This is a genomic window from Brochothrix thermosphacta DSM 20171 = FSL F6-1036, from assembly GCF_036884295.1.
Classification (GTDB): domain Bacteria; phylum Bacillota; class Bacilli; order Lactobacillales; family Listeriaceae; genus Brochothrix; species Brochothrix thermosphacta.
Genome location: NZ_CP145608.1, coordinates 1,669,092 through 1,680,847, shown reverse-complemented (window position 1 = coordinate 1,680,847; position 11,756 = coordinate 1,669,092). Strand labels below are relative to the sequence as shown.

General features: G+C 35.3%; 13 protein-coding genes and 1 pseudogene. 13 read left to right on the top strand and 1 reads right to left on the bottom strand.

Features of this window, described 5'->3' with window-relative positions; translation table 11 throughout:
- Window positions 1-126: 126 nt before the first annotated feature.
- Entirely contained in the window at window positions 127-756 is a 630-nt protein-coding gene (locus tag V6S17_RS08470; protein WP_029092218.1) for a LysE family transporter, read from the top strand.
- A gap of 127 nt (window positions 757-883) precedes the next feature.
- On the opposite strand, the gene V6S17_RS08465 is transcribed toward V6S17_RS08470, so the two are convergent.
- On the bottom strand, window positions 884-1,549 hold the full coding sequence (locus V6S17_RS08465) for a LexA family protein (protein WP_036027603.1): 666 nt from the start codon (window positions 1,547-1,549) through the stop codon (window positions 884-886).
- Window positions 1,550-1,733: 184 nt separating this feature from the next.
- On the opposite strand from V6S17_RS08465, the gene V6S17_RS08460 reads away from it, so the two are divergent.
- From V6S17_RS08460 to V6S17_RS08405, 12 genes and pseudogenes are all read left to right on the top strand, one after another.
- Window positions 1,734-1,931, top strand: coding sequence for a helix-turn-helix domain-containing protein (locus V6S17_RS08460; RefSeq protein ID WP_029092217.1), 198 nt, complete (start codon window positions 1,734-1,736; stop codon window positions 1,929-1,931).
- Window positions 1,932-2,208: 277 nt separating this feature from the next.
- Complete coding sequence (locus V6S17_RS08455; RefSeq protein WP_029092216.1) at window positions 2,209-2,442, top strand: hypothetical protein; 234 nt, start codon at window positions 2,209-2,211, stop codon at window positions 2,440-2,442.
- Window positions 2,443-2,489: 47 nt separating this feature from the next.
- A complete protein-coding gene (locus V6S17_RS08450; protein ID WP_029092215.1) occupies window positions 2,490-2,981 on the top strand; it encodes an ArpU family phage packaging/lysis transcriptional regulator in 492 nt (163 codons plus the stop codon).
- Window positions 2,982-3,529: 548 nt separating this feature from the next.
- Window positions 3,530-4,054, top strand: coding sequence for a phage major tail protein, TP901-1 family (locus tag V6S17_RS08445; protein WP_029092214.1), 525 nt, complete (start codon window positions 3,530-3,532; stop codon window positions 4,052-4,054).
- 81 nt (window positions 4,055-4,135) lie between these two features.
- Window positions 4,136-4,483 (top strand): tail assembly chaperone, encoded by a 348-nt coding sequence (locus V6S17_RS08440; RefSeq protein WP_029092213.1) that lies wholly within the window; start codon window positions 4,136-4,138, stop codon window positions 4,481-4,483.
- Between the two features lie 59 nt (window positions 4,484-4,542).
- On the top strand, window positions 4,543-4,830 hold the full coding sequence (locus tag V6S17_RS08435; protein WP_029092212.1) for a hypothetical protein: 288 nt from the start codon (window positions 4,543-4,545) through the stop codon (window positions 4,828-4,830).
- Window positions 4,831-4,844: 14 nt separating this feature from the next.
- Window positions 4,845-6,230, top strand: coding sequence for a phage tail protein (locus tag V6S17_RS08430; protein ID WP_051457133.1), 1,386 nt, complete (start codon window positions 4,845-4,847; stop codon window positions 6,228-6,230).
- Between the two features lie 15 nt (window positions 6,231-6,245).
- Window positions 6,246-7,013 carry a distal tail protein Dit gene (locus V6S17_RS08425; RefSeq protein WP_029092211.1) on the top strand — a complete coding sequence of 256 codons (768 nt, stop codon included), beginning with the start codon at window positions 6,246-6,248 and terminating at the stop codon, window positions 7,011-7,013.
- On the top strand, window positions 7,010-8,161 hold the full coding sequence (locus V6S17_RS08420) for a phage tail spike protein (RefSeq protein WP_051457134.1): 1,152 nt from the start codon (window positions 7,010-7,012) through the stop codon (window positions 8,159-8,161). The genes V6S17_RS08425 and V6S17_RS08420 overlap by 4 nt, the downstream gene beginning before the upstream one ends.
- Before the next feature lie 49 nt (window positions 8,162-8,210).
- Window positions 8,211-9,317: pseudogene (locus V6S17_RS08415) on the top strand (phage tail tip lysozyme); the annotation flags it as partial.
- A 45-nt stretch (window positions 9,318-9,362) separates the two neighbouring features.
- Window positions 9,363-9,770: a M23 family metallopeptidase gene (locus tag V6S17_RS08410; protein WP_338515869.1), complete on the top strand. Its 408-nt coding sequence runs from the start codon at window positions 9,363-9,365 to the stop codon at window positions 9,768-9,770.
- Between the two features lie 12 nt (window positions 9,771-9,782).
- On the top strand, window positions 9,783-11,753 hold the full coding sequence (locus tag V6S17_RS08405; RefSeq protein ID WP_029092210.1) for a BppU family phage baseplate upper protein: 1,971 nt from the start codon (window positions 9,783-9,785) through the stop codon (window positions 11,751-11,753).
- Window positions 11,754-11,756 lie beyond the last annotated feature (3 nt).

Sequence of the window (11,756 nt, the reverse complement as noted above, 5' to 3'; positions counted from 1 at the left end):
GATTTTTGATACTAAAAGACACTTTCAAGCATATTTTGCATTTTTATACAATTTTAGAGATTAAATATGTATTGTTATGCTATGATAATTTCATAATAAAATAAACAGATAATTAAGGAGGAATACATGGAAAATTATTTTACGTCTTTACTAGTGGGTTTGGTAATCGCAATGCCGGTGGGGGCGATAAGTGTAGAAATGACAAAACAGACTTTGAAAAATGGATTTATACACGGATGGGCCGTTGGTATTGGTGGTATGACAATTGATGTGGCACTAATAATTGCACTTTATTTAGGATTTGCTAATATTCTTTCTTTACCTTATATTCAAAGCCCATTATGGTTGATAGGAGCTGTATTTCTGGTTTTTATCGCCTACGATTCTATCAAAAATGCGAATAAGGATATTAATTTAGCAGGTGAAAAAACAAATAAATCATTCTTTAAAACATATCGAAATGGACTTATTGTAGCTGTATCACCAGGGAACCTCGTTTTTTGGGTTACAGTATTTGGAACTGTATTAACTGATTCCTACACAAAGAGTAACAGTCAATTTTTTATTGTTGCATTAGGGATTTTGAGTGGTATATTGTTACATGATGTTAGTTTACTGTCCATTGTTTCATTAACAAGAAAAATTATGAATCGTAAAGCTATAAAATGGAGCTCGATTGTAGCTGGTATTTTATTGTTAGGCTTTGCTTGTTACTTTTTATATGAATTTTATATGTCAGTAAAAGCATTTTTTTAAGTAAGATCTATATTTGTATACAAAAGAACTCATTCCATATTCGGAATGAGTTTTTAAATACGTAGACTACAGACGGATTTTAAGTTTTATCAGACATTATTTAAAACAATTTTAACTAATAGTAGGATTAAAATGTTATCCCACAAAAAACGACTTTACCATACATATTCGCTTCAAATAACTCACTTTTACTAATGGGGATATTTTTGAAATCAGGATTAATTGAATCAGCTTCAAATAATACAAAACCTTCCATGGCATTGGGACGATATCTTTTTAATGAATATTCACCATTATAGCTGAAAACAACAATATCACCATCATTATAGAGCGATTGTTCAATTGGTTTTACAACAATTAATGAACCGTTAGGAATTATTTTATCCATTGAATCTCCATTAACATGCATAGCAAATAACTTATCGGATAACATCGATTGTGGAAGCAAAAATTTTGGTAATTTTACGGTTTTGACATCCCATACATCAATACTTTCTAACTCTGCTAGAGCCCCAGCAGCAACGTCACCATATAGAGGAAGTTCAATATCTGTATCATGGCATTCAGATGTTTGGAAAGTTTGAACGGATGGTTCTATTCCTAAGAGAAAATCTGCTGAAACACCAAACAATTCTGCTAGGATTTTTAAATCCTTTCCTTTTGGGAAATTTTCGTCACTTTCCCATTTAGATATAGTAGTATAAGTTTTTGCGCCAACTTTTTCAGCCAATTCTGTTTGAGTTAAATGTTTTTTTTCTCTTAAAAATTTTATGCGACTTCCTAAAGTCCTCATTTCAACACCCCTTTGATAAGTATAATATATCATTGGTATGATTTTAAATCAAGTTGTTGTTTTATAATGTATTAAATAATAATCTAGACAGTTATAAGATAGTGGCATGATAATAAATCATATATATTTATTGACACGTGATTTTAAATCATATAACATAGAGATATGACCAGGAGGTGGCAGGTTGATAACAATCGCAGAGTTGCGAGCTAAAAATGGAAAGATGTCTCAACGAGCCTTAGCGAGAGAAATTGATACAACACAGACATCAATCAGCAACTGGGAAAAAGATCCACTATCAATGAATGCTGAAAATATAGTTAAATTATGTCTTTATTTTAATGTTACATCTGATGAAATACTTGGTATTAAGAGAGAATAAGGTGTTTTTGCACGTTGGATATGATTTTAAATCATATTCGTGGTGTGAGATAAGATAGAATCTAAAGTTAAAAATTTGTTTTAAGAATAAATAAGAAATGGAGCGTGACAGTTATTTTAAAATTTTCATTATTGGTACTATTTTTCACAATTATATCTACAACGGCTTTATTAATTGGAAATATTTATTTAGTAAAAAAAGGTAAGTAATGTGGTGTGGTGTGTTTATTTAGCACTAACGTTTTCATTAACTTTACAAAATCAGAGGAGAGTGGCGAATGAATAAAACGATGATCAATAATCGTTATTACATTAAAAATAAAAATAAAATCGAATTTGTTAAAAAGCTAGCTGATGCACGTCTTCGTGGTCATGAAGTAATTAAAATAAAGACGGAAAAACAAGTGCGATCAAGCGCAGATAGAGATCATTATTCCTATCAACGCTATAAACATCATGAAACGAGTGTTGAGTTTTTATATGTCGCATTGTTAGAGATTACTTGTCAATGAAATAAGTGTTATAAAAACTAACTTTACTAATAAAAGGAGGACAATGAATGAGCACACAAGACAACTTAATGATTGAATTAGAAAACTACAAAGAAGTACGACCAAGTGATTTAAGTATGAGGAAAACTGTCAAAAATGTGGAATTACTTATAACCGCCTATAAACAAGAAGCCATAAAAGCAGGTGTGAGAGCAGCTCCAAAGGTGACCGCAAGTTATTCTATTGTGCCTCCAACATATGGTAATGACTTCCATAGTACAACAGAAAGTGCAGCATTAGATAATATTGAGAAATTTGAAAAGATGGAATACTTTGTAAAAAAAATCAATCAGGGATTGGAACGAATCGAATGTGTTTTGGATCCTGAACGAAGAGAACGACGTAAAGTTATATTCGTGGACAAGTTTATTATTGGGTCTAATAAAACTAGGATAATGGAAAAATTAATGATTGAGCACACTACATACCATATGGAACTGAATATGGCAGTGACTGACTTTGCATGTGAATTAGGAATTGAACAAAGAGTAACAACATAGACGTTCAAAATTTCTATTAACGAGATACCAGCAAAAGAGCTAGTATCTTTTTTTATGGGATAAAATAAGAAAGGAAAAGCAACGAATTTTCTCCGTATTATCGAGGTATTAAGAAGACACTTTTTAGGTGAAATAAGGTGTTAAGATGATAGTAGTTAAGAGTTTCAAACAGCAGAAAAGCTATCGATGAAGATACCAGCAAAAGAGCTAGTATCTTTTTTATGGGATAAAATAAGAAAGAAAAAGCAATGAATTTTCTCCGTACTATCAAGGTATTAAGAAGACACTTTTTAGGTGAAATAAGGTGTTAAGATGATAGTAGTTAAGAGTTTCAAACAGCAGAAAAGCTTAATTTTACTGGGGAACATCTTTAAGACTTGCTCGTCCGTTTATGATTGTTGTGGACGTTAAATAAAACACGTTGGTATCAAATGCGCAGTAAATTGTTAACATGTTAATGAAAAATGAAATATTTCAGCAACGCTGCCACTGCAGAGCAAGCGAAGCAAACAAAGATTAAAAAAACTATTAAAAGGGAGATTTTAAAAATGACTGAAGCAAAAAAAGGAATTGACGTTATTCTATTATACCGTATTTTAAAAAATGAAAAGGATGGGGCAGCTTGGAAGATGGCATTCCAAACGGAACATAGTAATGCTAAAAGCCGTGACAATGAAGCAGTTCCGACCAAGGACGGTCCATTGCAAAATATGGCACCGATTGTTTATGAGTTTTCAGCGACATCGATTATTGCCAAAGGAGATACCTACATTGATGAATTAGATGATGCTTTCGATGCAGCTGAAATTATCGAAATTTGGGAGATTGATAAAGCAGAAAAAGGCACAGAAAAAAACAGTGATAAATTTAAAGCAACATATTTCCAAGGTTATGTTTCAAGTTTTTCAAAAACATCCAATTCTGAGGATGGTCTAGCACTAGAAATGGAATTTGCTATTAATGGTGTCGGACAAAAAGGTTATGCAACTTTGACTGAGGAACAAGCGAATGTGGTGTCATACGTGTTTAAAGACACGGTCAAAGCTGAAGAACCTGCTGGGAATAATAATTAACAGATCGATAAAATTATATCAACTATACAAGTAGAAGCTAGGGAAACCTAGCTTCTTTTTATTACTAAAGGAGGAATTGTAATGGAGTTAAAGATTAATGGAGAAGTTAAGGTGTTTATTTTTGGAATTAAGTTTGTACGTGAATTGGATAAAAAGTTTTTTATCGAAAACAACGGCATGAAATTTGGTACTGGATTATCAACAAAACTAATTGAAATTCATTCAGGTAGTATTGTAGCGCTAGCTGATGTATTGCATTGTGCCACTTCAACAGAGGCGAAACGACCAGCATTAGAAGATATTGAAAGTTATTTAGAATCGTGTGATAAAATCGAAAAAGTATTTGAGGAAACCTTGGCCGAGATCGAAAGTAACAACGCGGGAAAGCTAATAGCCAGAGATACGAAAAAAGCGATGAAAACAAAATAATCCTCAATTCACTCGAAAACTATGAACAAATTATTATTAATTGCTTTCGACATTTGAACATGACAGAACTAAAAAAAATTGAGCGTATGACATTTTATGAATACACGCTCAAGATGACGGCATTTCAATTAAAGATGGTAGACGAAGACTATGTGCTGCATAAAGCCGCTTGGCTAGCACAACAAGTTAAAGCTACGAAAAAAATGGGCAAAGAAATGCGGCCGTATTACACATCATTTGAAAAATTTTATGACTATGCGAAACGTGAAAGAATGGTGTTAGGTCAGGAAGAAGAAGCATTAAAGGATAACGACTTTTCAGATTTAATGATGAAAGCGAATAAATAGGAAAGGAGAAAAAAATGGGAACTAATAAAACAGGCATGGAATTAAATATAGACAATAATGGTTTTGTTTCTGGAATTACAACAGCCATTGATAAAACAAAAGAAATAGCTGATGTATCATTTGGTGCAGCACAAAAAATAGCAGAAATGGGTTCAGCACTCGCAGGAATATTTGATAAGATTGGCGTGTTCAGTTCAATTTCAGAAGGTTCTAAAACAGCGATGGGTGATATCGAGGGTGCCATCGACAATGGGTTAAATAATGTCTTTTTAGAAATTGCAAAAACACTTAAATCTGCTGATTTAGGTGCCTTTGATGAACTTGTTACCCAGATAAATAGCGTTATTAGTCAAATTGTCTCGGTGATCGATCAAGGGTTTGGCGTTATCATCTCGTATATCCCGAAATTAATGGAACCAGTCATGGTTTTTCTCAGTTATTTTCAAGAACATAGTGAAACGTTGATTCCAATTATCACGGCTTTAGTTGCCGCCTTTCTCACAGTTGGGACAGTTGTTGTCGTGTTGATTAAAGTAGCAGAAACGATAGCGACTGTGAAAGCATCGATTGATCTTTTTAAAGACGGACTAAAGCTTGTATCTAGTCCAATGGGAATAGCAGTCCTTGCAATTATGGCATTAGCTGCAGTTGCAATACTCGTATATGAAAACTGGGAAAAAATTAGCGAATTTCTTTCGAATTTGTGGACGGCAATAAAAGAAAAAGCAGTCGCTATCTTTACTGCAATTGTTGACTTTTTCAAAAAATGGGGAGGCGCTCTTTTGTCTATATTAGGAGGACCTATCGGTATTGTGGTTGGTTTAATAATTAGACATTGGGATACGATTAAAGCGAAGACTATCGCAGCATTTAATGCGGTGGCAAACTTTTTAGGCGATTGTTGGAATAGTATTGTTGGTTTTTTCCAAGGTGGCGTTGACAAAGTAGCTGGTTTTATCGACAAAATGATTGGTGTGTTTAACATCATAAAAGAATTTAGTTTAGTTGATGCTGGTAAAGCAATCATTGATGGATTTGTTAATGGGTTGAAAGCCGCATGGGAAGCGGGTAAAAAATTCGTTAGTGGCATCGGGGATTGGATTAAAGACCATAAAGGGCCAATTTCATATGACAAACGTTTACTCGTTGAAAATGGTCAAAGTATTATGTTTGGTCTTGATAAAGGTTTGCAAAATGGTTTTGGCGACGTTATGAGTAATGTTAATGGCATGAGCCATTCCATTAGTGCTTCGTTTACAGCTGATGCGAGTCAAAGTAATACTGCAACAACACAACCCGCCCAGTTCGTAGTTAATATTGGCAAACAAAATTTCACAGCATTTGTTGCAGATATTTCTGATGCGATGGGTGGCGAAACACAAATCAATATGCAAATTTAGGAGGTGAGTTTTTAGATGTACACATTTAAAGATGTAAAAAAAGATCCATTTAGAAAAATGAAGTATATACCAACATCAGCTATGCGTTATGATGGATTTTTGTTGGAAGATATATTGGAAGGTTATACAACATTAAAAGTTGAAGGTCGCGAAATGACATCCATTGTTTTGGAAAGTACAGAAGCACAAATTGGTGCAATTATTACGAATCAACGATTGCCTGCACGTATCATCACTGTCACTTATAAACTTCAGAATAAGAATGCGTTAGAATTACAACGCGATTTTAAAGAGTTGATGTTTCGTTTGTATCGTGATGAAGATGTCGCTATTTCATTTGAAGACGAACCGACGACAACCTACTATGGACGCTTTGAAACAGCGGATACAGTAGAAGGAAGTTCGAACAATATTATCAGTACGTTTACACTTTTTTGTTCTGACCCTTATAAATATGGTGCTGAAAATATAACAATCGGTGCGATTAATCATCATCTCCATTACCCAGTTACACCAATGACTGTGACTGCCAAAATGACAAAAACGTCCACTTTATCAATTGTGAATGGTTCACAAACGCTTAAAATAACGAGTGAAACTTTAGCAGTCAATGACGTGGTGCTTTTTGACTTTAAAAACGGCAAGGTGTTTGTTAACAATGTCGATCGCACAAATTTACTCGACTTGGATAGCGATTTTTCAAATTTTCAATTAAAAACTGACGATCGAGTGACCAGCGATGTTGCAACGCTGTCAATTGTGTATAGGAGTGTGGAGTTATGAGTGTCTACTTTTTTGATAACAAACAACAGTTAATTAAAATGAAGAACAATCGCACACTAATGCAATGCCTGCAAGAACAGGAAATAACAAGCGATAAATCTGACTTATTAAAAGATACTTTAACGGTCAGTTGTTTGTATGATAGTGAACTTGAACAAGCAGAGTACATTGCAGTTAGAGAGCGCAAGTCAGTTTATTCACTTTATAAAATACAAGAAGAGGAAATTGATGCGGAGATAATGAACTTTAAAGGCATTAATTTTGGTCTCGATGAGCTGAGTAATTATATCGTTAAGGAAGAGCAATCTCAGAAACAGACATTGACTGAAATAGCGAAGCAAGTCGTTAAAGCAACAGATGGAGAGTGGCATGTAACGGGGATAGTAAACAAGGTAGCCAGTGCAACTTTTCAATATATCTCGGTTAAAGATGCGCTGAAAACGATTCAGTCGTTAGGCTGTGAGCTGCTATTCAGATGTGAAATTAGCGGTACAGGTATTTCAAAAAAATGGATTGAGTTACACGATAAAATTGGAAAAGAAAGCACTAAACGTTACGAAGTTGGCAGTACGGCGCTAAAAGTTGTACGTACTAAAAATCGTTCCAATATCATCACAAGTATTGTTGGTCGAGGAAAGGGTGAAGATGTTGGTGATGGTAAAGGTAAACGTCTAGGTTTCGAAAAAGTTGACTGGAAAACACCTGTCGTCAAACCAAAAGGGCAGGCTTTTCTGGAATTGAAAAAGCTAACTGAAGTGCATGGTATCCCGATGAAAAATGGCGGAATGCGCAGGCGAGAACAAGTGGTTGTTTTTGACGATATTGAGGATGACAAGGAACTATTAACAGCCACTTATCAAATGTTATTAGATAATTCTCGACAGTTGGTACAATTTTCAAGCGAAGTGATTGGCGCCAGCTCGATTGGAGATAGAGTGAGTATTCACGATTATGACAAGGGCTATCATTATCAAACACGTGTCTTTTCAGTTAAGTATGATTGTTTAACAAACAAAGTAGACACAAGTTTAGGTGATAATTTACAGGGGTCTTCGGCTACAACACAGCTTGCCAACGTACAAAATGGCGTATCTGAATTGCAGAGTGTCAAAATGAATTTTTATGATTCAACTGAAGTAAGTAAGTAAGTGGCAAAGTGATATTATTCGCGGAGCTAAAGGTGGATCAGTGTTGTTAATGTCACCGTGGGATGCAAAAAAAGGTGAATCAAGACAACCTTATCAGATGGTTATCATGAATAAAGAGAGCTTAAAAGAATCGGATCACTTCTTAGTGATGAATTCGGAAGGCATCGGTTTTATTAATGGCGATTTTGACAAAGATAAATTCGAAACAGCTTGGACAATTGATGGTGAATTTAATGCGAATTATATTCGTGCGGGTGTGTTAAGCGGTATTTTGATTAAAGGTAACATCATAAAATCTTCTGATGAAGGTGATTTCCAAATTGTGCTAGATGGAGGGAGATTGAGTTTTGAAACAAAAACATTAGGAGATGATCCTGAAAATCAACACGGATCAGCGATTGCAAAAATCACTCCAACCTATGGCAAATCAGAAGGCAGTGATGAATTAAAAGCGAATGGTGTAGCGATTACTCAAATTCCTGGACAAATTTTCTCAATCAATTCAGGAGGGCAATCTGGATCTAGAGCAGTTGTTCAAGTACCTGCAGAGTCTACAATGGATTCTCTAAAACTGAATTTATATGGAGAAGTTAGAGTAGTTGGTGATTTTTATGTCAATGGAATTAAAATTGATGGCAATGGCGGAACGGGTGGAGGGAATGGTGGTTGGAATGGTCAATATCCACCTGAGGTAACAAGTGACATTGATAAGCGAGCTTGGGCGATTTGGAGTACATTAAGAGGGCATAGCTACAGTAAAGCGGCATCTGCAGCGATACTCGGAAATATCCAAGGTGAATCGGGTCCCCAAATGAACCCTGATACCGAACAAGTCGGAGGACCTGCATACGGACTTGTGCAATGGGATGGTTCTGCGTATCCACTTGTTGGCCAACCGACCGACAATGGTCGTGAATACGTCCAAAGGTTGATGAAATAAGCAAACATCACTGACGATTACAGAACAATTGTGCCACAGGTCAATCTAATTGAGTGGAGTATGAAATCGGGTCAATGGATTGGAGCTATCGAACCAAAAACAGTCAGTGGATTCAAAGCATCAACATCACCGAGAACAGCAGCAGGAGCATTCCTTTATAATTTTGAAAGACCTGCCGCTGCACATCCTGAGCGTGAAGATTATGCTCAGGCTTGGTATGACAAGTTTAAAGATTTAAAACAGCCGGGCGGGAAATACGGTATGCCAGTTGCACCAGGTTATCAAATCACTTCGTGGTTTGGCAATCGTGATGATCCATTGAATCCGGGAAATATAGTAACGCATAAAGGAATGGACTTTGCTGATAAAAGTGGAAGTCCTATTTTTGCGGCCGAAAGTGGTGAGGTTATTGCTTCGTTACCAACAGCATCAAGTGGTGGTTTTGGTGAATACATCGTTATCAAGCATGCCGATGATAATTGCACCGGTTATGGGCATTTAACGACAAGAATGGTTAATATCAGTAAAAAAGTAACAAAAGGGCAACAAATTGGAACAATGGGTTCAACAGGACAATCAACAGGCCCGCATTTGCACTTCTCTGTGGGAGCAGATTTGTGGGGACCCTATCAAGATCCTGCACCCTATTTAGGATTAAAAAGACCATAAGGAGGAATTAAAATGACAGTATATCAATTTAAGTTAAGTACAACAGCTGTTGCGAATCAAGTGGAATTAATTAGAGTGAGACAAGATGATGATGAATCACAAATTTTCCGTGCAACGATCTTTGAAGATGGAAAAGTGAAAAATTTAAACGGCGTATCCGCAGAATTTAATATGGTTGATGCACAGCACCATATTGTGGTTGATGACGCACGAATTGTGGACGCGACAAATGGTATTGTGGAATATCAATTGCGTAAAGAGGCGATGTTATCTGTTGGGCGTTGTAATGCTTATTTTAGTTTTAAATCAAATAAAGAAGTAGTGTATAGTACAAAAGATTTTAACTACAACGTCATTTGGTCAGCATTATCTTCACCCATGCACCAAGGGTGTGATTATGTTTGGACGGCCAGTGATTTAATCGATTCATTAAAGGATTGGATTGAACATGCAATGGGTGATTTTGATGACTGGTTCGAATCAGTCAAAGAAATTTTAGCAAGCATTGATCCTGGCGGTGTAATCCTGAATGAACTGCTAGAGCTTAAGAAAAAAATGGCGGAAATTGAATTAAAAGAAAATACTTTAGATTTGAAAAATAGTGAAGTCTTTTTCTATAGTGATTTAGGATTAGCAAGTAATACAATTCCAGGGTGTTTCGCTATTGATGATCAAAGAGATTATATCTACACTTATCAATCTAGTACCGATATTCCAACGGTTACACGAACCAATTCAAACGGTGTATATCTTGATAAAATGGATATTCCTAATGGAAAGGATATGAAATCTTTAGGTTGTGATTTTGCACAAGGTGTAGCCAATTTATGGGTAGAAGTAGGTGCTGATTTAGTAAGATTCACATACACACCGGGTGGTAATCTAGATACATCAGTTAACAAAACAAAGATAACTTTTGATGGTTCAGTTAATAGAAAACGTTTTGGTGTATCTATTGATAATTACCAAGGAGTTGTTTCTTGTATCGTTGATGAAATGATTGTTGTTTATTCCCTCAAAGACATCGGACAGCAACCTATTAAAAGTATTAAAATTGACAGCGATATTATGAGTAGTTTATGTGGTTTTCATTATTTCGATAATAAAGCGTTTGTGTTATCATCTGAAAATTCAGTTAGAAACCCTACCTATATTACCACGTATACGGAAGACGGACGTGTAATAAATTATAAAATTGATGTTTTTGGGGATATTGAAGAAGAACATTATAGTACCGTAAGATATCCCAATGGTATTCAGCTTTTAAAAAATCGTACCACTAATAAACTTAGTTTGGTGTTCTCAGTAACTCGAGGAAGAATTGGTTTTAGAGAGACCCAGCTTTTTGCGTTGCATCAAAAGGGCAATGATCTTAAAAGATTATTCAATTTAGCTCAGTTTGGGCAAAATTATAGGATGATGTCTTCTTCAGGTAGAAGTCAATTAATTTCTGAGGGAACGACAGAATTAAAAAACATAACAAGACCTGGCTACTACTATATTACAGTTGATTTAGCAACTAAATTAAAAGATATTCCAATGCACACAGGAAAGCACGGCTATTTCCTTGAGGTGCAACCAACAAATAATTGGGGGATATTTATTCAAACATTAAAACGTAACGCACAGGGGACGACAGTAATGACATTTGAACGCGTCATTAATCCTAGCTCTAACATTATCGGTGAATGGAATTTGTCACAAGGTCGTATGCCAAATAAAATTAGTTATTGGGACGAAACAACAAAAGTATTGAGTTCTGTAAGATACCCTATCGAGTACTATATTACAAGCACAGAATTTAATAAACTTAATGATATTCCTACCGAATTTAAAACAGGTGCGGGTTACTGGATAGAAATTTCTACTTTAGGAACGAATAACGCAGTGGTACAAACAATTACAAAAAATGGATTGAGTGGATTCTTTCAGGCTAAGCGAATTGTTTCAGATGAAAAAATTGGAGAATTTAAAGTCTTATAATAG